At 36.5% G+C, this 26,592-nt stretch carries 20 protein-coding genes and 2 pseudogenes; 2 read left to right on the forward strand and 20 right to left on the reverse strand.

Annotation, left to right across the window (positions count from 1 at the left end):
- Positions 1–119: 119 nt before the first annotated feature.
- On the forward strand, positions 120–1,346 hold the full coding sequence (locus tag AB2N10_RS07900) for an integrase domain-containing protein (protein WP_369434610.1): 1,227 nt from the start codon (positions 120–122) through the stop codon (positions 1,344–1,346).
- 337 nt (positions 1,347–1,683) lie between these two features.
- Here the strand turns inward: AB2N10_RS07900 and AB2N10_RS07905 are convergent, their stop codons facing one another.
- The 13 genes and pseudogenes from AB2N10_RS07905 to AB2N10_RS07965 form a co-directional block, all read right to left on the reverse strand.
- Entirely contained in the window at positions 1,684–2,154 is a 471-nt protein-coding gene (locus AB2N10_RS07905; protein WP_369434611.1) for an AAA family ATPase, read from the reverse strand.
- Between the two features lie 370 nt (positions 2,155–2,524).
- Positions 2,525–3,175 carry a hypothetical protein gene (locus tag AB2N10_RS07910; RefSeq protein WP_354624258.1) on the reverse strand — a complete coding sequence of 217 codons (651 nt, stop codon included), beginning with the start codon at positions 3,173–3,175 and terminating at the stop codon, positions 2,525–2,527.
- A 3-nt stretch (positions 3,176–3,178) separates the two neighbouring features.
- The gene (locus AB2N10_RS07915) at positions 3,179–4,576 is read right to left on the reverse strand and encodes a hypothetical protein (protein ID WP_354624257.1); all 1,398 of its coding nucleotides are present in this window, start codon (positions 4,574–4,576) and stop codon (positions 3,179–3,181) included.
- Positions 4,536–4,766 (reverse strand): IS3 family transposase, encoded by a 231-nt coding sequence (locus AB2N10_RS07920; RefSeq protein ID WP_369434640.1) that lies wholly within the window; start codon positions 4,764–4,766, stop codon positions 4,536–4,538. Before AB2N10_RS07920 ends, AB2N10_RS07915 begins: the two co-directional genes overlap by 41 nt.
- A gap of 39 nt (positions 4,767–4,805) precedes the next feature.
- Positions 4,806–5,410, reverse strand: a pseudogene (locus AB2N10_RS07925) (IS3 family transposase); the annotation flags it as partial.
- On the reverse strand, positions 5,407–5,712 hold the full coding sequence (locus AB2N10_RS07930; RefSeq protein ID WP_354622597.1) for a transposase: 306 nt from the start codon (positions 5,710–5,712) through the stop codon (positions 5,407–5,409). The pseudogene AB2N10_RS07925 and the gene AB2N10_RS07930, both read right to left, overlap by 4 nt.
- A gap of 34 nt (positions 5,713–5,746) precedes the next feature.
- The gene (locus AB2N10_RS07935) at positions 5,747–7,381 is read right to left on the reverse strand and encodes an HsdR family type I site-specific deoxyribonuclease (protein ID WP_354624256.1); all 1,635 of its coding nucleotides are present in this window, start codon (positions 7,379–7,381) and stop codon (positions 5,747–5,749) included.
- A 29-nt stretch (positions 7,382–7,410) separates the two neighbouring features.
- On the reverse strand, positions 7,411–8,337 hold the full coding sequence (locus AB2N10_RS07940; RefSeq protein ID WP_354624255.1) for a restriction endonuclease subunit S: 927 nt from the start codon (positions 8,335–8,337) through the stop codon (positions 7,411–7,413).
- A 3-nt stretch (positions 8,338–8,340) separates the two neighbouring features.
- Positions 8,341–9,687 (reverse strand): type I restriction-modification system subunit M, encoded by a 1,347-nt coding sequence (locus AB2N10_RS07945; RefSeq protein WP_354624254.1) that lies wholly within the window; start codon positions 9,685–9,687, stop codon positions 8,341–8,343.
- A gap of 39 nt (positions 9,688–9,726) precedes the next feature.
- The gene (locus tag AB2N10_RS07950) at positions 9,727–12,036 is read right to left on the reverse strand and encodes an AAA domain-containing protein (RefSeq protein ID WP_369434612.1); all 2,310 of its coding nucleotides are present in this window, start codon (positions 12,034–12,036) and stop codon (positions 9,727–9,729) included.
- 74 nt (positions 12,037–12,110) lie between these two features.
- On the reverse strand, positions 12,111–13,817 hold the full coding sequence (locus AB2N10_RS07955) for a hypothetical protein (protein ID WP_369434613.1): 1,707 nt from the start codon (positions 13,815–13,817) through the stop codon (positions 12,111–12,113).
- 140 nt (positions 13,818–13,957) lie between these two features.
- Entirely contained in the window at positions 13,958–15,397 is a 1,440-nt protein-coding gene (locus tag AB2N10_RS07960) for a DUF4011 domain-containing protein (protein WP_369434614.1), read from the reverse strand.
- Between the two features lie 8 nt (positions 15,398–15,405).
- Positions 15,406–16,323, reverse strand: coding sequence for a restriction endonuclease (locus AB2N10_RS07965; protein ID WP_354624251.1), 918 nt, complete (start codon positions 16,321–16,323; stop codon positions 15,406–15,408).
- Between the two features lie 275 nt (positions 16,324–16,598).
- Between AB2N10_RS07965 and AB2N10_RS07970 the strand changes: the two genes are divergently transcribed.
- Complete coding sequence (locus tag AB2N10_RS07970; RefSeq protein ID WP_354624250.1) at positions 16,599–17,159, forward strand: tyrosine-type recombinase/integrase; 561 nt, start codon at positions 16,599–16,601, stop codon at positions 17,157–17,159.
- Positions 17,160–17,232: 73 nt separating this feature from the next.
- Here the strand turns inward: AB2N10_RS07970 and AB2N10_RS07975 are convergent, their stop codons facing one another.
- The 7 genes and pseudogenes from AB2N10_RS07975 to AB2N10_RS08005 all read right to left on the reverse strand — a co-directional run bounded on the left by AB2N10_RS07975 (position 17,233) and on the right by AB2N10_RS08005 (position 26,530).
- Positions 17,233–18,324: a hypothetical protein gene (locus AB2N10_RS07975; protein ID WP_369434615.1), complete on the reverse strand. Its 1,092-nt coding sequence runs from the start codon at positions 18,322–18,324 to the stop codon at positions 17,233–17,235.
- 268 nt (positions 18,325–18,592) lie between these two features.
- Complete coding sequence (locus AB2N10_RS07980) at positions 18,593–20,788, reverse strand: hypothetical protein (RefSeq protein ID WP_369434616.1); 2,196 nt, start codon at positions 20,786–20,788, stop codon at positions 18,593–18,595.
- A 180-nt stretch (positions 20,789–20,968) separates the two neighbouring features.
- Positions 20,969–21,160, reverse strand: a complete 192-nt coding sequence (locus tag AB2N10_RS07985) for a hypothetical protein (protein WP_369434617.1) — start codon at positions 21,158–21,160, stop codon at positions 20,969–20,971.
- A 50-nt stretch (positions 21,161–21,210) separates the two neighbouring features.
- Positions 21,211–21,684: a hypothetical protein gene (locus tag AB2N10_RS07990; RefSeq protein WP_369434618.1), complete on the reverse strand. Its 474-nt coding sequence runs from the start codon at positions 21,682–21,684 to the stop codon at positions 21,211–21,213.
- Positions 21,685–21,930: 246 nt separating this feature from the next.
- Positions 21,931–22,893 (reverse strand): ankyrin repeat domain-containing protein, encoded by a 963-nt coding sequence (locus tag AB2N10_RS07995; RefSeq protein ID WP_354624240.1) that lies wholly within the window; start codon positions 22,891–22,893, stop codon positions 21,931–21,933.
- A 69-nt stretch (positions 22,894–22,962) separates the two neighbouring features.
- Positions 22,963–24,351, reverse strand: a pseudogene (locus AB2N10_RS08000) (McrC family protein).
- Complete coding sequence (locus AB2N10_RS08005; protein ID WP_354624238.1) at positions 24,338–26,530, reverse strand: AAA family ATPase; 2,193 nt, start codon at positions 26,528–26,530, stop codon at positions 24,338–24,340. The pseudogene AB2N10_RS08000 and the gene AB2N10_RS08005 overlap by 14 nt, the downstream one beginning before the upstream one ends.
- Positions 26,531–26,592: the final 62 nt, after the last annotated feature.

Genomic DNA, 26,592 nt, shown 5'->3' on the forward strand with positions numbered 1-26,592 from the left:
AAACAAGGTTTTGCGGGTTTTTTTATGCCTGTAAGGTCCATTAGGGTCCCGTGACATCTACGCAAAATAGTAATACTATTAATAATACCAGCACCTAATTCAACTAATTGGTATTACTTATGGCTAGAGTATCCCCACTTACAAACACTGAAGTTAAGCAGGCTAAACCCAAAGATAAAGTCTATCTATTGGCTGATGGTGGCGGTCTTCAATTTAGAGTAAAGCCTAACGGTTCTAAACTTTGGCAATTGCGATACACCAATCCCTATACCAAAAAACCTGCATTAATGGGCTTTGGTGCGTACCCAGCCGTTTCATTAGCTGATGCAAGAAAATTACGAGAATCAGCTAAAGAGTTACTTGCCAAAGGCTTGAATCCTAAAGATGAGCGAGATGAACAAAAACGCCAGGCTGATCTTGCTAATAACAATACGCTTAAACATATTGCTGAGAAATGGTTTGAAGTGAAGAAAACCAAAGTCTCTGCTGACTATGCTATCGATGTATGGCGTTCAATTGACCTTCACCTATTTCCAACACTAGGTAATGTACCGTTACATAAACTAACAGCTCCAAAAGTGATTGATGTGATCCGCCCTATTGCAGCTAAAGGAAGCTTGGAAACTGTTAGACGATTATGTCAGCGTATTAACGAAATCATGGTGTTTGCACTTAATACTGGCCTAGTAAGTGATAATCCATTAATTGGCATCAACAAGGCTTTTGAAGTACCAAAGAAAAAGCATATGCCAACGCTTAAGCCAAATGAACTCCCAGAGCTTATGCAGGCACTTAATCTAGCTAGCATCAAACAAATCACTCGTTGCTTAATTGAATGGCAACTGCACACAATGTGCCGACCAAATGAATCAGCAGGTGCAAGGTGGGAAGAGATTGACATAGATAAAAGACTTTGGACTATTCCTGCGAAGCGTATGAAGATGAACAGAGAACATGTTATCCCATTAACTGATCAAGCAATTTCAATATTGGAGTATATCAAGCCAATAAGCGGTCATAGAGAGTTCTTATTCCCTGCAGACCGTAATCCTCGTAAACACGCAAATGAGTCAACAGCAAACGTAGCTTTAGGTCGAATGGGCTTTAAAGGCAGATTGGTCGCTCATGGCATGCGTTCACTCGCGAGTACTGCACTTAATGAGCAAGGTTTTGATGGTGATGTTATTGAGTCTTGTTTATCACATATTCACAAAAATGAAGTAAGAAATGCTTACAACAGAACGGATTACCTGAAAAGACGACAAGAAGTTATGTCATGGTGGAGTGACTTTATTAGTGGAGCATCTAAAGGCTCTGGATTTATTGGAGATCTCAAGGCTACGTAACAGTAATGATAATCGCTCAATACTCTATGTTTTACTGAGTGATTATTAACTAACCTATAATCAGGAAAACTGTATCTTACTTCCAGTCATTAGATACTAAACGACTGATCATTTAGAATTTTATGTTTGAACTCACTAAACAATATAACAAAACGACTATATGGATTTTCCGATATATGTTTAAAAGTAGTTAACGTGCTTAACTGACGTTTATTTTCAGAAAACCTTTCGGCTAACTTACTATCACTCACACCAGAAATTAGCTTTTTAAAAGGATTTGCTGCTATTTTAACGCTATTAAAAATAACATGTGACGAAGTACCTGCAGCTAAATCATTTAAAGGATGATATAAAAGCGTTTTCCCAAACTCATTGAAATTAGATAATTTACTTGAAAAAGCGATATTTTCAGAATGCTCATAATGTTCGGCATACTTATCGCCATTAGGTGATATAAGATAGAAAAAACAACTACTTTCTTTTTTTCCTCAATAATACAAAAGCTATCTTCGCCGGAATCTAATATTCCCTCTGGAAATCTTCCTGTTGTATAAATAAAGCTAATTAATTCAATTAGGTTCGACTTTCCAGCCCCATTCTCACCGATGAATGCTGTAAATATATCAAGATCAGCAAGAGGGTTACTTCCTTTCTCACTCAACTCACCAAAATGTGACTTATCTAATGAAATTACCTTGTCTTTTTTATTTTTTTTAAACTGATAATCTAATGTAAAGTTAATTTCAACATCTTTAATATTTTTATATTTTTCTACCCATAAATACACTAACCGATATTTTGTGCTCATCGCTATTCCTTAACAGCTAAATCCCACCTTAAAACGTACAGAAAAGGCTTTCACGTTGTGAATTAACCTGGGTATGGCCCTCTTACACTAACGTGGCAATACAGCTGGTACTTTTTACAAGTCGGAGAAAATTGGATAGTTATATATTTTATTCTTTTAAATCATAACATTGAAGGCCAATCATACTCGAAATAATAAATAAAATAATATTATGTAGCACAAAAAAATGATAAATATATTCAATAAAAACAAAAGTAAGTGGTGGTATGAAAGGTTTACGTTGTTTTGCAGGCTTATGAGTACATTTTATAAATTCAATGTACTCAGTAGATTCTTTTTGTATTAATCACGTAAAGTAAAAGTAGTTGAATTAATAATGTTCCGCTTTTTCAAGCTTTGAACCACCATCGCCATCAATATTTAATACATCACAAACAACAGCAAAGTATTTTTCTCTAATACCAGGGGTTGTATAACCATTTGAATGAGTATTCATTGACCTCATTATTGGAAACTCATCCCAGCAATCTTTATCAGTTATGAGGTCATTTACGTTCCAGTGGGCATTTAGCTTATTCACTTTGAAGATAAGGCAATATTTCAAGAGCTCTCGAACCTCTTGTAGATTAAAATCATCACGTCGAAAACCATAGCTTCTGTTTTTAGTTGTGATAACAGACGGTTTAATATTCGGTATGAAAGGTTCTTTCTGAGCCTTTAAGTCGTCATATTTGACCTGCAATGATTCAAGTTGTTGCTTAAGTTGTTTAATATTTACTTCGAGAAAATCGCAGAGACTAGCCGCCTTATTTAACTTTTCTGTCGTATTATTAATAACGTTCTGCTCTTTATCCTTAAATTCTTCGCTAAGAATGTCATACAGTATCTCGCCTGATTGCAAACAATCCATAACTTTAACTAAAGCAGATCGGCAATACTCATAGTGGATAAACAAGTCACCATAAAAGAGTTGGTAAAATGTGCCCTTTTCATCACTTGCAGTGCGTTTAATTTTGTACATCTACTACATCCCATCATAAAACGTGCTAACAAACGCTTTTAACTTTTCGGTCAATCTTGGTATTACTTTTTTGCGTTGTAATACACTTGGGGCTTTTTCCATTGTGGCGACTATATCTTCACGAAGTGGTTCTTCGTTGGTGTATATCATCTTGTCTACTAAAGCTTTAAAGCTATCTGAAACCAGTGATTCTTCTTGGCATATCTCATCCACCGCTTTGACTTTGGCTTTTTCCCAGAAGCTATCAAACACGTTCATTACTTCATCTGAGGAGCCAACGTTGTTGAGATTCTCTGCAATAAACTGCTCAATCAGTTCTTTCTTCGAGCGTAGCTCTGGGCTACCACCCAATAACTGCATAATGGTTTTGTATTGGTACTCGTATTCTTTGTCGTTATCTGCGCCTTTTAACTGTGCTAATAACTGTAAAATGTAACGCACGTTTATCTCATCGCGCTGAATTAGCTCAAGCTCAAAATCAACCTCTTCAAGGATGGAAACCTTTTCTTTGCTGTTATCGGTTTTCACCTTGTCATATAGGTCGAGGTATTTACTTTTGTAATCTTCAAAGCCTTGCTCGTCTAACGCCACATCATCAAAATCGAAATCCGCAAAGGTGCTTAATACGTTTTTAAGGCGCATCAATTCACGAAACGCTTTTACAAACTCAAGTTCTTGCTCTTCATCACGCAGGTCATCCACACTCTCAATATCGGGTGCGATGTTTTTCATTTTATCGAGCGCTTCATTAAATAAACCAACAAAGTCTTCATAAGGCGGCATGATCACCGTCTCTTTCGCATCTTTATTTGAAAATAGCGTCAGCGCATCGTCTGTGGCCTTTTTAAGGTTGCGGAAGCTAATGATATTACCCTGCGACTTTTGCTCGTTTAGAATGCGATTGGTACGCGAGAATGCTTGAATGAGTCCATGGTGCTTTAAGTTTTTATCAACATATAGCGTGTTGAGCGGTTTACTGTCAAAACCAGTTAAGAACATATTCACCACCAGCAGAATATCTATTTTACGCTCGCGTACTTTTTTGGAGATATCGTTGTAATAGTTATAAAACGATTCACTGTCTTTGGTGGTGTAACTGGTTTCGAACATGGCGTTATAGTCGCCAATAAACTGCTCTAACTTGTCTCGACTATGGCTGTGTACTGCTGAGTTATAGGCTACTTTCGGCTCCGCTACTTTATCAAGTTCAATCTCTTCACCTTCATCTAAAAAGCCATTCGCGTCTGGATCTTCCTCATTAGCAGCATAAGAGAATATGGTCGCAATACGCAGGTTATGCTCACCCGCTTGTTTTTTCTTTTCAAACAGGTCGTAATATTTAATCAGCGTTCTGTAATGGTCAATAAAAACCGGACACTTTCTTAGCGACTTTATTTTCATATTGAATCGGTGATAAATACCCATTAACCGAGTGTGGGCGTTTACCGTTGTAATAAGCAAGATAATCTAAAATGCTTAGCTCTGCTGCTTTCTTTGTTTTGAATGTTTCATAGTTTAATTGCTCATGCTTTAAACTGCGGAAAAATCGCTCTGTAGGGGCATTGTCCCAGCATTCCCCTTTACCGCTCATGCTCACATCCATTTTCATGCTGCTAAGTAATTTCCTATAATCATCGCTGGTATATTGGCTTCCCCTGTCGGAATGATGCATTAACCCCGATGCTGGTTTTCTCTGCCAATAAGCCATGTTAAGGGCTGAATGCATAGTTCAGTACGCATATTGTCTGCAATAGACCAACCCACTATACGGCGAGAATATAAGTCCATGACAATCGCCAAATAGATAAACCCTTGATGCGTAGCGATATAAGTAATGTCTGTCGTCCAATAACGATTAGCCTCATCAACAGTGAATTTCCTATTTAATTTATTCGGTTCAATTCGATTATTGTGATTACTATCAGTTGTCGTTTTATATTTCTTGGGATAGCGAGCCACAAGCCCTAATTTACGCATCATTGAGCGGGCTTTGTAACGGCCAATCGTAATGTCTTGCTTTGCCAACTCTGTCACCATGCGCCGACTACCCAAGGTCATTTTGTGACTGTTAAAGGTATTTTGCACCGCACTGTCTATATTAAAACCCAAAGCATCAAAAGGTTTAGTAGGCGCATTTTGCCAAGCATAAAACGCACTTGAACTTACTTGCATGACGCGACACATTACTTTAATTGGCCAGTCTTCTTTATGATGCTGAATAAACTGAAATCTTATTCTTTTTCGTTCGCAAAGAAGACTGCGGCCTTTTTTAAAATATCACGCTCCATTTTTAACCGGTTGTTTTCTTTGCGTAATATCTCCAGCTCAGCTCGCTCAGATATGTTTAATGTTGATTGCTTTGAGCCTGCTTTTGAGTCAACTTGCGTTTCGGCTCTTACCCAGCGAGTAATTGCGCTCAGCGATACACCAAGATTATTAGCGGCTTCTTGGCGTGTATACCCCTGCTCAGTAATTAACTTTACTGCACTTTGTTTAAACTCAACTGTAAAAATTGGACGTACTTTTTTCTTATTCATAATCTACCTCTACTAGACATATTAACTGAAGTCTTTAGTAGTGTCCGGTAGTATTGAACCACATCATTTCTACACTGCTCACGCAGAACATACCCGTAAAGGTTTTGCTGTGCGTTTTGCGGTTATGGTTGGCAATAATGTAATCGGTGATTTTATTTAATCGGACTTCAGACTCTAATAGCTCTTTGGTATCGATGCCTTCAACATCAATATCCATCTCATTTGCACTGTCTACTTGCTTGTAGCGCCCCACATACTCAATACCAAACTTGAGCACGTTTTCATCTTTAATCGCATCAACGATGGTGTATTTATGTAAACACTCATCAAACAGGTCTTTAGTGGTGGTTTTGCGTGACGCTTTACTGGTCGCATTATCGGCAAAAATAGGCGTACCCGTAAAGCCAAATAGCTGATGATTATTAAAGAAGCTAACAATACGTTTGTGGGTATCACCAAACTGGCTACGATGGCATTCATCGAAAATAAACACGATGGACTTATCTTTCAGCTTCTCCATACGCGAGGTATAACGCTTATGACTAATCGCGTTATTGAGCTTCTGAATGGTCGTCACAATCAGCTTGGTATTGCGGTGTTCGTTGATTTTATTTACAGCAATAGGTGCATCAGTGAATTGATTGACCAACAAGTTAGTATTATCAGTACTATCCACACAACCTTTAGCAAAGCTATTAAACTCTTTGCTGGTTTGATAATCCAAGTCTTTTCTATCGACCACAAACACTACTTTGTGAACCTCAGAAAGCCCTGTGAGTATTTGCGCGGTTTTAAAAGAGGTCAGCGTTTTACCAGAACCTGTAGTATGCCAGATATAACCATTGAAGTTTTCAACGCGTTGTCCTGTATTTGCAATCTCATTACGCTCAATAACACGCCCAACAATATTTTCGGTGGCATAAATTTGGTATGGGCGCATCACCATTAAAATGCGATCTGTTTCATTAAGCACAATGTACTTTTGAATCAAGGTAGCCAACTGTTTACGTTGTAAGAAGGTATCAGCGAATTTCGATAACTCGGTATAACGATGGTTTTCTTCATCTGCCCAATAGAAGGTTTGCTTAAAGCTTTGGTTTTTGTTGTTGGCGTAATATTTGGTATTCACGCCATTGCTGATCACAAAAGTTTGCACATATTGGAACAGACCATAACTTGCCCAGTAAGAGTGACGCTGATAACGGTTAATTTGATTAAAGGCTTCTTTAAGCTCTAAGCCTCTGCGTTTCAGCTCAATCTGCACAAATGGTAAACCATTGACTAAAATAGTCACGTCATAACGGTTTTGATAACGCCCCTCTACGGTCACTTGTTGGGTGACTTGAAACTGGTTATCGTCCCATTTGTCCGCTAAAAACTGGATATACAGTGCAGTGTTTTTTCCATCACCTGCACTGTCTTTATTGATTTGCAGGCGATCACGCAGAGTTTTCGCTTTTTCAAACACAGAGCCTTTAGATAATGCATTCAGCACTTGCTTGAATTCATTGTCAGTTAGTGGCGCTTTTAAACGATTTACCTTTTCAAGCTGCGCTTTTAAATTTGCCAGCAGTGATTGCTCATCAGTTATCTGTGCAACTTGATAACCCAACGTTTTAAGCTGAGAAACTAAGTTATCTTCAAGTACTTGCTCTGCCTGTATTGCCAAAATCAATTCCTACCTGTTATTAAACTTTTTTACACAAACATCTGTTGTAACAAACCTTTTTGTAACTGCTGTGAATTCTTAACTACAGAGTCTGTAAGCTTCGTTTTTTTATCAAGTAAATTTAAAAAGGTAACTATTTTTTCTTGTTCTTCAAAACAAGGAATTGGTATCTCGACTTCACAAAGGCTTGTTTTTGATAATCCTAAAACAGAAACTCCTGTAGCTAACCTCATCATCTGCTTTCTGACGTAATAATTTTGCAAGCAATAGCCTAAATATCCGATGGCACACTTTTCTTTTGGCCTAAGCAAGAATGTATGAAGCCCGGCCAATACAACTGAATCTTCAATATTGACTAATTCAATTGCTTTACCAATATCTTTATAGTCTTCTGAGGCATCAGCGATTATTAAATCCCCATCTTTACAATAGTTAACACCAACTATCTTTTTAATGTCTACATCAGGGTTAATGAAAGGTAATGAAACCTGTTTTAAATCAATATGGCTGGGTAATTTTGTATGAATATCGCCATAATGAATGTTCCGAACTGAGCCATTGGTATGGTTCAATAAAGCTCTAGAAAATGAGTTTGTCGTTATAAAATCAAACATATCTACAATCTTAACATTCCTCCACTCAGGAAAGCGCTCACCATTTTTGCCTTTAAAGTATACAGCCCCTTTAAATAGCTCTTTGAGGGTTCCTGCATCAGATAAGTTATCAATTCCCAATTCCCTACAAACAACATTCAGCTCTATATTCAATTTTTCAAGTTTACTTTCTAGCTCTGATTGTTGTTTACCGAGTAGATTCAAGTCTTCTTTAGCCTCGTCTCCAAATATGTCTATATATCTTGGAATATTCAAATTACATTTATTCTTGTTAACGACAAAATCAATACTTGATACTTCTGATACTCCTTTAATGGAAACGCGTGAGTCAACAAGGCTCACAATTCAATCAATATGTTTATCTAAAAGAAGATTTTGATTAATCCCTTTTTCAAACATATCACTACCATTAACGAATAAAATATCATCTTTAGAGTCTCTATTCTTTTTAATCAATAAAATACATGTTGGAATGCTAGTCCCATAAAAGATTTTTTCTGGTAAGGTTATTACAGCATCTATTATGTTTTTATTTTCTATTAAAAAATTACGAATCTGCCCTTCAGCTGCCCCACGATATAGAGCCCCATGGGGCAATACCACTGCCATAGCCCCATCCTCAGCTAATTGAAATACCATATGTTGAACAAATGCTAAATCGGCTTTCTTCTTCGGTGCAAGTTTTCCGTAGTCTGCAAAACGCTCATCTGATTTAAATACTTCATTAGCACTCCATTCAACAGAAAATGGAGGGTTAGCCACTACGGCTTCGAAGCGTTTTTCAATATGGTGAGGCGTTTCTAAGGTATCGTCCTGTTGAATATCAAAACTACGGTAATGCACGCCATGTAAAATCATGTTCATACGCGCTAGGTTATAGGTACTTGGGTTTTTCTCTTGCCCGAAGTATTGGCTGACTTCGCCACCTTGTCGGCTGATCTCTCGTGAGACTTGTAATAACAATGAACCCGAGCCACAGGTAGGGTCGTAGACTGATTTCAGCTGTGTTTTGCCTTTGGTGACTAACTTGGCTAGTAACTTAGAGACCATCGGAGGCGTATAGAACTCACCCGCTTTTTTACCCGCGCCACTGGCAAACTGACCAATCAGGTATTCGTACGCATCACCTAATACATCAATCTCGGTATCATCAAGGCAGAAGTCAATCTCATCTAAATGCCCTAATACCGTCGTTATCAGCTCATTTTTAGCCTTTTCACTTTTACCCAGTTTATTAGAGGTTAAATCGATATCGTCAAACAGCCCGTTAAAGTCATCTTCACTGGCGGTGCCCATGGTGCTTTGCTCAATATGGTTAAGCACTTCACCTAATGACTCAATAATAAACTCGCCGTTATTACCTTTTTCAGCAATCACATGAAACAGCTCACTCGGTTTTAAAAAGTAACCTAAGTGGTCAATCGACTCCTCTTTAATCGCTTCTAAATACTCTTGACCTTCCTCTGTTGCTTCATCAATGCCATCAAACTTGATGCCATCTTCCGCTAAAATACCATCGGCATATTGGTGCATACGCTCAGACAAATATTTGTAGAAGATAAACCCTAAAATATAATCACGAAACTCATCTGCACTCATGTTGCCACGCAACGCATTAGCAATGTTCCAAAGCTGTTTTTCTAATGCTTTTTTATGTTGTTCTGCTGTTTCTTTAATTTCTGGCTGTGCCATGTTGGTTTATCCTGTTTTTGTTCTTTTAATTGATGTTTATTAACTTGTTATTTCTTGTTCATCTTCGGCAATGATATTAAGTACCTGTTCAAGGTATTGCCCATGATCTTTGCTTGTTGCTGATCTTAAGTATGATGGAATAACTTCTAAAAATTCATTCTTTGATATCGGTGTAAACTCACACAGTGCATCTATCATCGCAGGGCGTAACAATCTGTTTGCCATAGGGATGTTATCATTGGCTTTAGTAATTACAAGCTGTTCATATTGTTGCAGTTTTTCAGCTAGTGATTGTTCAGAATTAACATATTCTTCAACTGCTTCTAACTTATGCTCTTCTTGAGTCATTACTTCTTCAATTTCTTGAATTTCCGGTTCTTGCTCTTGAACGTCTGCAATATCTGTTTTTAATTGATGTAACAGTTCAATAATGGGTTTGAGTTGCGCCTGTGGGTTTTTAAACCAATCCGTTGACCAAATACGTTTGATATTCCAACCTAAACCCTCTAGTACTGACTGACGTAATCTATCTCGGTCTCGTGCTGACTTAGCTGAGTGGTAAGTCGCTCCATCACATTCAATCCCCATTAGGTATCGTCCTGGTTGACCAGGATCTTGCACGGCTAAATCGATGTAATATCCCGCGACACCCACTTGTGGGACACAATTAAAACCTTGTAACTTTAATGCATCCATTACTGCAATTTCAAAATCACTATCAGGTTGCTTACCAGTATGCTTAAGCTGCTGTAATTTACCCGTTTGCGCATAGGCTAAGAAACTTTTTAAAGCATGTACGCCAGGGCTAGAGGTTTCAGTTGCTAAAATATGCCCTTCTGTCATTGAACTGAATACATGCATACGTTTTTTAGAACGCGTAAATAATACATTTAAGCGTCTTCCACCCGCTGCGGAGTTAATAGGGCCAAAGCGCTGTGGCATTTGTGCGGCCCCCGCTTCTTGAGGACCATAGGTGCATGAGATGTAAATAACATCACGCTCATCACCCTGTACGTTCTCTAAGTTCTTAAGAAACAGCGGCTCTTCTAGTATTGCATTTTCAGCTAATGCATCACGGAATTGCGGGTTATCTTTTGAAAGCTCTTCAACACAGCGCTCGATTTGCTCTCGCTGTTTTGCACTCATTGCGACCACGCCAATTGACTCTTCAGGTCGATGTAACAGGTGTTTACACACCGCTTGTGCAATAACCTTCGCTTCTTCAATATTATGTTGGTTAACAAATCGGCCACTTTTTACATGGGTGAATTTGATACCAAACTCATCACTTTTACTTGATGGTGATGGGAATACCACTAAGTTATTGTCATAAAACTCTTGGTTAGAGAATGCAATTAAGCTTTCATGGCGAGAACGATAGTGCCAGCGTAATCTTCTTGCATTAAACATTGGTAACGATACATCCAGTATGCTTTCTGACTGTTCAATTGCCGTTGTATCTTCATCTTCAGATTGCACTGCCTTGTCAAAGAAACTGGTTGGTGGTAGCTGTTTTGGATCACCTACTACAACCAATTGTTTGCCTCGGGCAATTGTACCCAATGCATCTTCAGGTTTGATTTGCGATGCTTCATCCATTACAACAAGATCAAATTCAATTTGACCTGGTTGTAAATATTGAGCAACAGAATGTGGCCCCATCATGAAACAGGGTTTTAATGATACTAAAGAGTGCCCAGCTCTTTTTAGTAGCTGGCGGATCGGAACATGCCGTGTTTTTTTATGGACTTCATTGTTAATTAGCCCCATTTCGGTATAAGAGGATACACGCCCATTTGATATACCCGATTTAATCTCAGCATAACCAGATTGCGCTACTTGATGCGCTATTTTCTCCTGCTGGAGTGACTTGAGCTTATTGTCATACTGTTTAAACTGTTTGCGTATTGCACTCTGCTCTGCACCAGAGAAGTAAGCGAGTTCTTGATTTTCTGCAATAATCTCTCTTGCTAAAATATCAAATACAGAATAGATATATATTTGTTCAATACACTCTAAATCTAACTTTCCTGTTTCAGTGTAACGTAGTAAATTCTCCAGACCTTTCTCTGACAGTGATGTTCTGATCCTAATGAAATCAACCCAGGTACTTAACCAGCGAGGTTGAGTAATGGCTTTTTGGTTTCGATCATAATAGGATGCTAGCGTTTGCGCTTGGTCGTTAAACCATGCTTCATGGTCAAGCTCAACTTTATCCGAGAACATTTTTGATACCTGCAAATGGTTTTCATATGCTAACTTCACAGCATGTAGCTGTTCACTTAACTGTTGCAGGTTTAAAGCATCAATATTTTCAAAAAGGTATTCTCTTAATAAATCAGATTCCAAGTTGTTAAGCGCGCTTCTTAATGTCAGAGTTGCGCTTATCTTTTGGTATGATTGCTCTGTATTGTTTCTGATTGTCAGCTTGTGTTTGAACCAAACAGCGGTTCAATTATTGTATCCTGTTCTAATTTTTGCTCTAATTTAAATAATTGCTTAGCTTTCTTAATAATCTGTTTTGTTTCATTTAATGTACAGTCGTTTATATGGTTCGACTGAACAGACTCAATACTACGGCGTAAACATTCAGCAAACAGGTCTAGCCCTTTATCACCAATCAACTCATGATTTTTATTGCTGAACATTGAATTATTAAATACTTTTTCAAGTGGCTTAACCATCTCAAAAAACTGAGTTAATTCCTCGTTAGTTTTACTTTCCGCAAGGTGCCTAACTCCTTTAAATACATCATTACTTATTGCGTGGAGTGACGTAGCAAACGCCACTCTTTTGCCAAAGCCGATACCATAAGAAACTCGAGTATTTTTGTACCAAGTCCTTAACGCTGTTATTTCATTAACTGGGGTCTCGATACCTTTATATTCATGTTGTAGTAATGAACAGTAGTCACCTGACTCTAATGTATCTTGTAATTGTTTATATTGAATTAGCTCAGGAAGCTGCTGCACTAAACTTTTAAACTTAGGTTTAAGTCCTAAACCAATGGTCAACAGTTTTGCTTTAGCAGCACGCCAATCACCATTGAACCAAGCAAAGAAACCTGCTTGACCAAAAATTACAGCCATTTCTTTTAACTCTGCTAATGGCGGCAGCTTATCAATATCAAACTGCTCTTTAAGCTTGTTATGAATAGGTGTGATCTCTTCGATGATCTCTACAAGAACAGGTAGCTGTTTATCTAATAACTCATTATCAAACAGCTGATGTCTTCTGTTAACTAATAGCGAATCTAACTCAGTGATATGTCCTAAATACTCTTTTAATTCAATTAGGCCTTTTTGTGAAATTGGTAATAATTCATCGAGTTCACTTAACTGCTCTTTGAGTATCGCTACATCATCAACAAGTGTGGTTATTAGTGTTTGTAATGAAACAAGTATTTCATACTGTTTATATGCTTCAGATAATCGAATTGAGCTATTTGTAAACTTTGCGTATAAATCGTTGTTTGATTCAACTAATTTATTAAACTCTTCCCCTTTAACAAGCGCATGTGGCTCTAAGTCGTTCGCTAAAGCAGTTAGCTTTTCTTTAGCGTATTCATAGTTTTGTAAATATTTATTTAGCTCAGGCAGGTTGTTTGCTGTAATTTTATTTACAGAAGGCAAAATCTCATTACCACTTAATATAGGTAATTTATCGAGGTCTTTTAATAGGGTTTGCACACTTTCAAGACTATTTATATCTTCAGTCTGTAGCTGTTTATTAACTAAGGTTAACTCGGACAAAAGTTCGCTAATTGCATCATTACTTTGCTGTAATAATTTGCAAATATTGTCACTATCAAACAACTGAATAGATTTATTATATACACCAAACCATGGATGATCAGATAACTGCTTACCTTGACCTAGCTGAGCTTTTACTTCTTGGTATACTTCGGCATATCTTTTTAAATCATCCGTAACTTTTCGACATGACATTTCATCAAAAATATTACCGTTAATATGCTCTGGGTTTATCTGCTCTAAAGATATATCTGCAAACTCTTCACGGTAACGTGTTGCTGTTGAAAAGATCTGATGTATTGTTCTACCCGTATTTTTCCAATTGCTATTTATTAAATCAGCATACCAAGTTAGCTTATCCTTTTTATCTTCATACATTTTTAAATCAATATTAATTGATTCAGGAAAACGGTATTCATCCTGCTTGTTAATACGTTTACCAATATTCTCGTATACTTGTTTCTTTTGCGTTTTATGGCTGTGTAACTCTAAACAAAAATCACCTAAGCCAGCTCGTTCTAACCGAACTTCACCACTTGTAATGCAGCCATTTTTTCTGCTACAAAAAGGACTTTTTTTCCTTGAGCAATTGCAGCTGCGATAAGGTTGGTAATAGTTTGCGATTTACCAGATCCTGGAGGCCCTTCGATAACCAGGTTTTTACCCTTGATGGCATCTACTAATGCACTGTGTTGAGAGCTATCTGCATCATCAATTAGCGGATATAAATCATGCACGCCCTCTAGAGAGTCAATGGCATATTCATTTCCAAAACTACTATTAACAGAGCCTTCGTCACTTCCTTCTCGAGCAAAGAACTTTTGTAATATTTCATGGTTTTGAATATTGTTTGAACCTTGAGGCCAGCGCTCTGGATCAAGATTTAGGTACATTAATAATTTACCAAAATCAAACATTGCTAAAGTCGCAAAACGCTTAAGTTTCCACTTTGGTTTATGTCCTAGAAGCTGCTGTTGAATAGATTTAAAATATTCTTCAGGCGTTAATTCGTCAGTTAACTCTGGCAATTCTAAATGAAAATCATGTTTCAATTTTTCTCTTAGAGAAAGGTTCGAGATTATGTCTTCACTCGTATACTCAATTGTGTAGGTATACGTCCCTAAGTCTTTATTTAATGAAGCACGATCAATTTTAACTGGGATCAAGTACAAAGGTGCTTGGCGAGCTACATCTGAATTTTCATCTTCATACCACTCTAAAAAACCAAACGCTAGATATAGAATGTTTGCACCTGTCTCCTCGATTGCAGTATTTGCTTTAGAGCGAATGTTTCTTAGTTGTGCTTCTAACTCTCGAGGAAACAGTAACGACTGGATATTATCATCATTGTGTTTTGCTTCATGTGAGGCACTTGATTGCGAAAGCTCATAACTTGTATTAAAGCCTTTAATTTTTGCCCACTCTTTTGCTGTGGGATCGGTTTTCGCTTTAACATCAACGCCTTTTTCATTGATAACGATATATCCATGCTCAATCAGATCATCTCTTGTTGGCTCTTCAACTGGGACAAAGGTAACTTCATCACCTTCTAATATTGTTTCGGCTAGTTGATTTGGTAACTCATCAATAACTCGAATAAAGCCTGTTCTACCATGCTTAAAATTTAATAAACGATTTCTACCAGTCAAATCTAATAAACGATTACGTATTGCTTGTAATGAATCAAAAGCAAAGTTGTTATTTTCAATATTGTCATTGTTTTCAGGCATTACTTTTTCTCTTGAGTGGTTACTTGCATTTTTTGGCTCTGTATCTGAGCTTTTATTGTTTACTGACCATGTGTAGTCGCTATTTTGAGTGACTTTATCTTTTAACAATATATGTAAGTGATGGTTGATAACCTTTTTAGGAATATCTAGCGATCTAGCAATACACCTAGCTGGTTGAGCAGGTTTATCTTTTAGCGTATTGACTATTGAAGAGGATATATCATTCATAATTGTTATTACTCCTCTAAAAAATAATCACTGTCTAACGCTTTTATTTCAAACACCTGTTTTGTGCTGACACCTAAATTATGCTCAAGCATTAATTCCGTTAATTGCTCGCCATTGATTAACACAATACGCTTTTCAATTACTGAAGTGAATTCCAACGCATCTTTACTAAAAGTACTGGTGGTGATGAACACGCCTTTTTTAGCTCGGTGCATATCAAGCGCACCAGCAAAGGCTTGAATCTCTGGTCGACCAACTGTTTTATCTGTATAACGCTTAGCTTGTAGATAAATCATCTCTAGCCCAAGTTTATCTTCTTTGATAATGCCATCAATACCACCATCCTGCGTGTATTGTGTTGCTTGCCCTGCATCTTTGCGTGAACCGCCATACCCCATTGCTAACATCAAATCGACCACTAGGTTTTCAAAGAACTTTGGTGAACTATTTAAGATAGATTGTAATAACTCATTGGTTAGTGAGTTATTGATGAGGTTAATGTTGTTACCAATCATCTCTAAGGGAGTTTGTTGCTCATTGGACTCTATAGTCGAATTGCTTTGTGGTTGGTCAGCACATTTGTTACTGCGCTGTTGAAACTCTGTAAACTGCTCAAAACGTTTTAAGTAATTGTTATTTATTTCTTCATTACTTTGTAAGGCATCCAAGCCTTTTTGTGTAATAACACAATACGCACGCCTAGGTTGCTCAATTAATCCTGCTTGCACTAAGTAGGTTTTAGCCCAGCCAATTCTCCCATGTGCGTAGGTCGATTTACCACTTGGAATTTTCAAATTACGTTGTTCGTCAGTAAAATTGAATTCCTTACAAACAAACTCTGTAATTTCACGTACATGATGCTCTTGACCATCGTCGATAGCTTGAAGCACAGAGCGCATATAAGTCTGGTATTGTGGAATTGGCATTAGTGGTCACTTTGATAAAATTTATTGTATTTAAATTAGCACATCAAACTGAAATCAAAAAGAAAATTGCCTTGTTGTATATGGTTATATTGATCTAGAAACTGCTTATTGTCTAAAGTCTGTTCATATACTTAATTAGGCATCACTTTCACCTTATTTTTAGATGTTAATATTTCTTTTTGTTGGAGTTTTTTTGTAAACTCTTCACCAATTCGATTCCAAATATTTTCAGACATATATCACCTCCATGAATACACTCACAGAGGATTTAAATTATGTCAGAAGTACAAGCAGTTAAAGAGTTAGAAACGGTTAAATTGATTAGCCATTTATTAGAGCGTCGCTATAGCAAACAGATGGCAGATATTTGGAATATTGGCTTAAACCTCGCGCTACGAATATCAGACCTGTTATCAATCAAGTTTGATGATATTCATGGGGATCGTTTAATCATTAAAGAAGCTAAAACAAGTAAACTTGCCAACATACAACTTAACCATAAAGTCTTAATACTTATCAAGGAGATACAATCACAACACCCTACTCATGTTTACCTTTTTCAATCTTACCGTAATCAACAATCTCTTTATAAGGCCCCGAAACCACTCACAAGACGAGGTGTATCTGAAGCCTTTGCAAGAGTCGGCAAAGAAGTCGGTATTGCTCTAGGCACTCACTCCATGCGTAAAACGCGCGGTTATCATCTGTACCAAAACACCAAAGATATTGCCCGAGTAATGAAGATGCTTCGACACTCATCTGAAGGTGTTACGTTAAGATATATCGGGATTACGCAGGATGATGTTGATAGAGACTTTGTTGAACTAGAGCTTTGACTTTAAACCCACCAGCAGCATAAAACCCAAATGCACATTTCGTGCATTTTGGTAGTTGGATGAGCCAGTAGAGCTAGTGATTTATATATGAATCAAACTCACCAAGTGAAACTTTAAACCAAACTTTTAATTTTATTTTAAAATCCTCATTTAACCGCTTTAGATATTTTTCGTCATCAGCATCTAAAGGAAGATCTAGAAGGATTCCCATCTTTTTGTACCTTGATAAATCACTATCAACTGCGTAATAGTTATACTCAATTATTTGCCCTAACGCTTTTCTTATAAGTTCTCGTGAACAAAAAGAGCCATCACCGCCAGAATGTTTAGCTTCAATGATATATTCATTATTGAACACGATATCAGCACGAACAGGTTGTTTGGAGGGTAAACTTATCTTTTTCTCTTTCACTAAATTAATGGCACTTTTAGTCTCACCTTCTATCCAAACATGAAACTCTTCTACGAGAGCTCTCTCTTTTTCTTCCCTTTCATATTCAGAACGAATTACACTTGTTAGTTTCTTGGACAATATTGGACAGGAGTACTCTTTATCAGCTTCTTTTGCTATATTTCGAAGAGAAACCATAAGTCTATTGTTAATGATATTTTGAGTTACTGTATTTTTAAAGAAAATGGAATGTTTAAGCTTATCTAAAACATCACACAAATCTCCAATAGTATTTACACCTTTCGGAATTAAAGTGGTGTGATTTTCGCTATCATCACTCCCCCCCAATCTCTTAGAGAATACATTTGGTTTCATTTCCTTGTTGAGCTTCATCAATTTATGGGATTCCATTATTTTATGAAACTTATTTCTTTTTGTTTTAGCGACACGATAACCAAATAATATTTTATCTTTTGCAAAATAAATCGATATTCGTCCAGGATTTGCTTTGATTTTACTCTCAGGGTTAGCTTTTTTTACTGGAACTCCAATGTGAAAAGAAATCCTCTCAGTTGAATCACTAAGCCGTAGTTTGATATTTTTATTTCCTTTAATAGCACTTAAAAATGCAATTAATACTTCAGTCACTATTAAAGGTGAAATGTTTGTTAACTTACCTTCAATAGCTTTGAGCCAATTTTCTAGGCCATTATCAGAGCCTTCAATTAATGATTCACTGTAATTTTTTATCCGCTTCATACTATTCTTATACATTTCACACCTCAAATAAAATATTTATTTATAAGAATAGTATTTATTTCAAAATTTTCAATAAGTTGAGATTAAAGTGTAGAGTCTTGTGGCGTAGTATTTTGTATAAATATAGTAAATCGTGTAACTCACTTTAGCATAAATCATGATACTTTTTGGTTAGCTTTTCCCCAATATGATATTGGTTCCTCAACTCCCTAAACTTGACGATTGGACAGTTTAACTATGATAAATAAACAGTTACACAGAGTTCTTTATTGAGGTTCTAACGCTAAATTGGCCAAATTTTGGATTCTTGTATTGCACGAAGTAAGGCTCCGACACTAAACCCTTTTGGGTATAATGTTGTTTCGGTGGCATTGTGTTCTTTGCTTTGCGTTTTAGATTCAATAAAATCCACCAGCATGTTAGCTTCATCTCTTAATGCGACATGCAACTCTTCGACTGAGATCTTCAAATACCCATTAAAGTACTCATGGTCATATTCTAAACTTGTATCTGCTATCCACCCTACTACGTTAGATAACTCTGTTTTGTTAATACCTAGTTGTTTCCGAAAGGTTTCATTAGCTACTAAAAGGTATTTCACCGCTTCGGTTTTACGTTGGATTTGCTTGCCCGCTTTTCTTAATGTTGCATGTTTATAACGTATCGCTTCTCTTTTACTGGTCCTTCGATATGTAGATTTAACTTCAACCACTATCACTGTGTTATCTAGAGCACAAATCAGATCAATCTCACCAGGGTTAAAATCATCGCTTTTATCAGGCTCATAGCCTACGATAACGGTAAAACCACGTTTTTTAAATTGAATACCTAGGTTAGTCTCGATCCTTTGAGTTTCACTTCTAATTTCTGGACGCTTATTTGCAAAACGACGTAAGGTATTTATCACATTTACGCTGGTTAATTGCCCTGCCATCATCCAAGGTAATTGAACACAGTAATTACCAAGCTTAAAGATTGGCCTTTCAGTCAGTTGCGGTATGTTGTCATTATTATTGGCTTTTAGTTGAGCAGACCATTTTTTACAATCAAGAGACCAAAAATCGAGTATTGCTTCTGCCGCGTTAATATTGCCTTTAGGAAAATCTTTACTGACAGTCCATCCAACAATATTTTTCGCTTTTTGTTTCCAATTACAGAACGTAATAGGGAATCTACCTTGCGGGTTGTTAGGGTCTATTAATCCACTGAGAGCTAACAACCCTAAAGAAGTTTTCCAGTCCCCTGTTTCATGTAAGTTTTTAGCAAACACTAAAATAAAGTCTTTGTTATAAAATGCAATCATTAGCTCTAGTGATAGCAACACCTGGTGTACATCTACCTTTAAGCCATTATCCGTTTGAATAACGTTATCAATACCGTATACATCTGATAGCTGAAGGTATGCACCAAGTGATTTTATATAAGCAATTTGGTTATCTTCATGGTTTTCTACTGAGCCGATTAACTGTTTATCCAACCCCCTATCTTTGAATTCTAAACCTCCTCGCATAACCCAATAACCATCAATTAAGTTTTGTTTTTTACCATTAAGCTCCCACGCTCGTTGTTCTACAAACGTGTATTTACGCATTTCTAAGCGTTCACCGTCTAAATAATATTCACACTCATCTTCAAAGCAAAATGGAGTAACACAACGTGATAAAAATCCATCTAATTCAACTTGAACTTGCATCAATTTTTCAAAGTGACGTAAGTATGAATCAGGGATTGAGGAGTCTTCTTGAGAGGGAAATACTAAAGGTGATTGGTGAGTTTTTAACGACTTGGCTATCTTAACTTCGGTTAAGTTAAAGTAATCAGACTCAGCATCGCGAAGCTTCCATTCAACGATTTCTTTTAACGCACAGAAACGCTCACTTGTTGAAATAACAGTACCATCAAGAGCATCGGGTTCATTAAATAGATATTTAAACGCATACACGCTCGAATAACTTAGTAGCTCAAATAAAGTTAAACCACTTAATGGTTTTTGATATTTAACAACTAAATCTATACGTTCTTGATGAGAGCGCTGAAAGGCGCAACAAACAGCCACTAATTCAGACAGCTCACCAGGAATCCTTGATGCTAATTGCTTTATTTCTGTCCATTTATTACTCGATGGTCTTAATATTATCTCGGAAGCTCTTATCGCCTTCCTCATCGATTCAGGGGATCTATAGGTTAGTTGCTCGAGTAAACTAAAGTTAGATATTTTCTCAACCGAAAAGTAACGTGCTAAGGCAAGAATAAAGGCTTCTGAACTTATCACCTCAACACTTAAATCCCACAAAAACACTGACGACCAAAATAGTTGGTCATTGGTAACTACTTTTGGTTTTTTGGACTTTGCAGGTTTAGGTTTACCATCTAAATATGCTTCGATAACATCTAATATGGCGTCGTCATTACTAATCCCCTGTTTGGATAGGGTAGAAAGTTTTTGTTCGAAGTAGTTTTGTTTTACAGCGCAGTCCATAGCATTCTCAATAACTTAGATAGTCATTGAATACTAGCAAATACACTTAACTATTAAATGGTTATATTTGTAATTAGTGATGCAGTGACAAGGATAAACGCTGGTGGAAAGACTAGAATTACAGCCATTTTAATAAACATTAAAAGGGCTGTAATTCATTATCACTTATCTGAAGGTCTTTTATATATTCAGATAATAAAATGGAGACTGGTTATTAGTGATAGCCGAAACATCTTTATACAGATATTTACTACGTATCTCCTCATTGGCTATTTGACCAATAAACTCCCAACGATCTTCTTTTGTCGTTGTTCTTGAAGAAAACGTTGTCCCTGCTTTATGCCAAGAAATCACTTTATAAACTTCTTGCACTGTTCCATCAAATACCGCGAAAGCATATTCTACTTTTTCTCGGTCTGCCCCTATACGCCGAACTGTCTTGTTGCGTCGTATAATTCATTCGCTGTATGGGAGTAACTAAAAGTATTTTTTATTTTGATTAACAATGCAGGCTCTAGAATATTCGCTTTTTCAGGGTTATAAATCGAGATCAATTTATCAATAGACATTCTGCCAATTTTTGATGAAGCATGCCCTTTTACTTGATTGGTTAATTTTTTCACATTAAGTAAGTCAATAACAGAAGCTTCCACTTTTAACGCGATATCTTCTGTCACCCCATGAATTAACAATTCAATGGTCGGCTCTTTATGATCTAATTTTATTTCATTAATCCTCTTTACCTTTTCTGACTCTTTGTTATCAGATAAGTGAGCAAAACATCGATTCCCCTTACCTTTACCAACATAAAATACTTCTTCATTTCTAGGATCTATGTAGATATAAACATAATACTGAAGGCTATCTATCATATTTTGCGGGAATTTATTTATCATATTGTTCTCATTAATGATGGCATAGTAGGAACTATATTCTTAGCGTCCAAGTCGGAGGTTTGTAATATTATCGGTTTTTTAAGTTTTGAGTAATTAACCAGTTTTCTACATTCTCATATCGCTTTTTAGAGCAAATTATTTACGTTAATAAATAAGAATAGAGATATGAAATAAACAGTTAAAAGCACGCTTTACAGAGAACTTTTATTACGTTAGATACTGGGGAACTTTGACTTCATCAGAATCCTATCTAACCGTTCGAGATTCATTGTCGAATCCCCACATATTTTGTAACCATCTCAATCGTTGTTCAATCATTGGAATCAACTTCTCTATCCAAAATGAACAGGCTATACCACCATCCATCCCGCCTCTAGCAAAGCGACTCACATAGAACTTTCCATTATTTTCTAGTGACTCTCCTGTTAAAGCATGAAACGTAGATTTTATTATACTGGCTAAATCTGAAGGATTTTCTGGAACAGATACATGACACAATGCTTGTCGCATTTCCATCCAAAGAAACAAATCTCCACGCAACCCCCAATGACCTGGAGCAGGATCAAACAAATCTGAAACAACTAACCACTCTTTTTCAAGAGCTATCGTAGCTGACTGATCAGCAAATTCACGGAGTATGGGCAAAAATCGTGATTTCCAAAACGGTGTATCTACCTGCAAGTCGAAACCTTCAGCTAGGCTAAAAATAATTTTCCTAGAAGATGTTATGTTCACCCCTGTTAATGCTCTAAATGAAGCTTCAAATCTTTTAATCAGTTTATCAGGATTCTCTGGACAACTATCTACGCCAAAAGATCCGATAAAACGGTCAGCTAACACTTGGTTACCATCGTATGCATCAAACAGATCAGGTTGAGTCGCAATAACCTTTCTAATCAATTGAGCAATGGTCATCCGCCTCTCAGAAAGAGCGTAAACTAAATCCGCCCGTTCAGGATGGTTTATAACTGCAATATTTAATGCTGTTAGTCCTTTATCCGTGGTCTTAATACGACAATCTGCCCCTAAACTTAACAACACTCCAATAACCTCTAATGTTGCTCCATGCCATGCAGCTTGATGTAAAGGAGTATAACCGTTCGATTGGCTCTGCACATTTACATACCTTGGATGTTCCCTCAACATACGAATTAACATTTCCCACTTGCCTTGATATGCCAGTAAGCTTATCTCTTTTTCATTTCTCATTTATTCACCTTTAATTACTTGATAAAAGTAAGTATCAAAACCAGATTTATTAATTGGCTATTTCAGTATTTAAATTTTTAAATAATTAGTAATTAATGAATGAGTTTCTGGCCATATAATCCGCTTTTCGTCATCAATCCTGTTAGATAAGTCTACAGGCACAATCCAAAGATTGAGTTTATCTTCACCATTCGTATCAGGGTTAATGCTAGTTCCATAACAGAAGCTAGAACTGATGGATTTTGTAAAATTTTCTGTTTGTGGGTATAGCAAAAACATATTTCCCTTGCCAGTAAGATACTTTTGACCGTAAGCAAACATCTGATAAAAATCAGCTTGTGAAAGACCGTATTTAGTAGTGCCATTATCTTTGGATTAATATAAGACCTTCCATTTTGTGTCTAACACGACTTCAATTTTTCTGTCTTTTACAATGAGTAAGTCAGGTTTTAATCTAAACCAGTTCTGCTCCTTATGACGCACTAATGTTTGTGATTGTATCTGCTCCTTCACCTTGTAATCAGAAGTAACCTGCTGATGAAGCAGTTTCGCAACATAGGATTCAAACACAGTTTCCATCGGAAACAATAATGATGGAGCATGACTTTTTCCCTGCATACTTTGTGGTGAAAAACCTTCTAAGATTAAACGTGCCCATTCCAACGGGCGTTGGTAATAATCCATTCCTCGATCAACTTTAAGACGTGTAAAATCGAGCTTATAATCTCGACTTTTCGGAATATCTGCAAATACAAATAACAGTTCTTGCAGTAGCTTTTGGTTTTTAGCTGATCGGGTATAACTGTTTATAGCCACGAGTGCACTATGCAATAATCGGTTGGCAGGCCTATCTTGTAAAAACTCATCATATTCAACATAGAACTTATGTTTATTAATGAAGTTATAGCGAATCTGCTTGCCAACGTTTAATTTACCTTTCAAGAAGGTAAGATTATCCTCTTTAGCGATATAATCACTACGTAAACCGCGTTTTATCAAGATATTAACAGATAACAAAAACTGGCTAATAAACACTTCTAACAAAGGCATTTTTTGACTAGCGATATTGGCTTGTTTAGTCTCTATATGACGAAAGCCTTTCAAGGTTTTGAGCATCATCAACAATGATTCACGCGCTAAATCTACATCGTCACCTTGTCTACCAACTTTAGGTAATACCTCTATTTGGGTTTTATCCGGCGTAAAGATAACACCTGCATAGTTTTGTACTTGTAAGACTTCAAGTCGCTTAACACTACGTAGCTTTAATAAACGGTTCTCCTTACCATCTGACAAGCATAATTGCTTTAAGTACTGAAATGCAGGATCACTTACCAGCTTTACATTTTTATCAAGTGTTTGAGTTTCATTAATGGACTTTTCACTCGCCAGAAAGTCAAATTCAAATAGACAGACAGTTTTATTAGTCACTCGCACTCTCAACTTATTCTGTTGCATTAGTCAGCGAGCCATAAATTGATTGATATGCTTCAGGACTACTCCAAATAGCATCATCAAAGGGAGCCAATTCATAACCACTTTCCGGCTGACCAAATTCGTCAACTTGGTAATCGTTACCAAATAAATCCGCATATTCAACTGGCGATTCGCGTATAAATTGCTGTTCTTTAATCGATTTTTGGTTATCGCCAAGTACCAAACGTATTTTACTCCAATCCTCGTAAAAGTATTCTTCTAGCAGGGGAATGATCTTATTTTGGAAAGCAGACTGTAACTCACCGATAGCTATCTTTTCATTACCAGCTTTCTTCGCGTTATACGCGGGGAATAAAAAGGCATGCCCTAATGTATGTTCACGGTCATATAGTACCTCAATACGTTTATTCATCGTATCAAGTAGCTTTGTGAGATTTACACCATTAACAGAGCAGTCTGAAAACAACTCCGGTTTTGGCATCATTTCTTTAAAATCAAAACGACGACGTAAGGCTGTATCCATCATTGCAAGTGAACGGTCTGCTGTGTTCATGGTACCGATAATGTATAAATTATTAGGTACAGAAAACTTATCCCCCGAATAAGGCAGAATGACTTCAAGTTCCTCTTCTGCCTCCTGACGTTTGCTTGGTTCTATCAGCGTGATCAGTTCCCCAAAAATTTTAGAAATATTACCTCGATTAATTTCATCGATGATTAACACATGATTTTTGGCTTCTTCTAGCTCTTCTTTAGTTTCATTAAGCATCGCAGAGAGTTTTTCTCGTGAAATAACCGAATCTTTCAAGTTATATAAGGTCATTTGCGATAAAGAAGACGAAAATAGCTCTTCGATTAGCCGAGACTCTTCAAATATCATTAACCACTTAACATCTCTTTTTTGAAAATAGCTATCTCTATCATCGTTAAGACATAAATAATCGGAGGTAATTTCTGCGATGGCTTTAAATTTGTGATTGCCGTCAGAGACAATCACAATATCACCCTCCGACATTTTGTTTACCAATGTATTAACAGCCGTCACATTGTAATCTTGTGGCTTTATTTCGTAACCATTTTCAGTAAATTTTTGTTTAATTTTTGCGCTACTGTTACAACCTGAAAAGTCTATACTTTCACCATAACCTAGTAATATACAATCATTTTCAACACACTCTTTAAATACCATTTCTCCTTCGTTTGTTAAGGTATTGCCAAGCGACATTTTCCATATTTTTCTATTATCTAAGTTGTAGTGACCTGCAAGGATTGTTTTATTAATTCGTTTAGCTCTTGCACTTTCAACCGATTTTTTAAAGACACCTGATTCCACTGAGTATGTAATTTTTTTATCTTCGTCAGTTAACGCTTTCAGCCCCTCAACAAACTCTTCGTAACCGTAGCTTTGATGAAAAGTGACAAAGCGAATACGACCTTCATTACACAGATATTTATACAGCTTAGTTAATTCAGCTCGTTGAGCTGAATTAGTACCTAATTTTTCATCGATAGCTAATTCATCATATTTAACTGGATCAGCCGCTTTTACCGCTGCTTCAATAGTATGATAAGTTTTACCTGTTCCTGGTGGACCGTACAAAATTTGATTAAGTGGTGCGTCAGTCATTTTACTACCTTCATCATTATTGTTTGAATTAACAGACAAGATTTCTTCATTACTTACATTATTAGAAAAGAATGTTTCGATTTCGACTAAACCTTCTTGACAGAATTTTTCAAATTTATCTTTAATTAAATTACATAGTTTATCTCTATCTCTTTCTTGCTCTTTGGCATAATTTAAAAGTTCAGTTCTATAAATTCCACTCCATTTTTCTGTTTGCGTCTTCCTCATCGGACTAAATAAAACGCTTTTTCCTGCCAAATCAAACAGATATTCTCTAATTAATTTATCACCAGGTCCAATCGACAAGTTTAAATTTAAATGTTTTTCTCGGTTATCAAATTCAAATAGCAGTAACTTTTTAGATGGAACCTTATCAATGCTAATCTTCTTAATGCTCTCCTCAAGAGTTTGAGATATAAAACTCGGATTTCTGACACTCTTACTATGAAGTACAATTTTTTCCTTATGTTGCTCTATTAATTCAATAAGGTATTTATGTATTTCATCAATCAATTTTTTATCTATCTCACCTTTATTTGCCGATTGTGTATCTATATTGCCTTCACTTAACATCTATTTACTCTCTCGTATTATTAATTTTTTAACAAAAAAATTGAATCGCCTTAATAACAAAC

It is taken from the genome of Psychromonas sp. MME1, assembly GCF_041080865.1.
In the GTDB taxonomy this organism is placed as follows: domain Bacteria; phylum Pseudomonadota; class Gammaproteobacteria; order Enterobacterales; family Psychromonadaceae; genus Psychromonas.